The sequence below is a fragment of the Elioraea sp. Yellowstone genome, assembly GCF_006704265.1.
Classification (GTDB): Bacteria; Pseudomonadota; Alphaproteobacteria; order Acetobacterales; family Acetobacteraceae; genus Elioraea.
On record NZ_VIKA01000332.1, the window covers coordinates 1 to 556 of the forward strand.

The window sequence follows — 556 nt, forward strand, 5'->3', positions numbered from 1 at the left end:
GTCCGCGCTGGCGGCAGCGGGCTTCGATCCCGGCCCCGTGGACGGCTACGACGGGCCGCGCACCCGGGCAGCGCTCGCCGCCTTCGCCCGCGCCGAGGGGATCGCCGGCGCCGCGCCCTACGGGCCGGCGATGATCGGGCGGCTGCGCGCGCGGGCGCGCTGATCCTCAGCCGGGGCTGCTCGTCGGCTCGTCCGAGGGCGGATCGTCGGGGCTCACTGCCGGGTCGGTGACGCCGAGGGTCGGGTCGGTCGGCGGCAGGCCGAGCAGCGAATCGACCTGCGCCACCACCGCCGGGCTCAGCGACTTGTTCGCGGCCGCGGCAAGCTCGGCCGAGCGCGCGGCGGCGATCGCGGCCTCCTTCGCCGCGATCTCCTCCGGCGTGGTCGCGGGCATCGCGAGCGCGGCGAGCATCGCCTGCTCGTAGGCGGCGATCAGCCCCACCTGCGAGGTGGGCGCGGCATTGGCGCGCGCGACCGGCGAGGCGTGCGCGGCGTTCAGCGAGCCGAGCGCGCTCGCGAGCGCGCCGTAGCTTGCGGCCGTCACACCGCGCCCGGT

The 556-nt window shown here is 78.2% G+C and carries 2 protein-coding genes; one reads left to right on the plus strand and one right to left on the minus strand.

Annotated features, from left to right (window positions below; translation table 11 throughout):
• The first annotated feature begins 7 nt into the window (after window positions 1-7).
• The gene (locus FK498_RS20255) at window positions 8-163 is read left to right on the plus strand and encodes a peptidoglycan-binding protein (RefSeq protein WP_370510923.1); all 156 of its coding nucleotides are present in this window, start codon (window positions 8-10) and stop codon (window positions 161-163) included.
• A 3-nt stretch (window positions 164-166) separates the two neighbouring features.
• Here FK498_RS20255 and FK498_RS18990 read toward each other — a convergent pair.
• The coding region (locus FK498_RS18990; protein ID WP_237561029.1) for a hypothetical protein at window positions 167-556 on the minus strand (390 nt) is incomplete at its 5' end.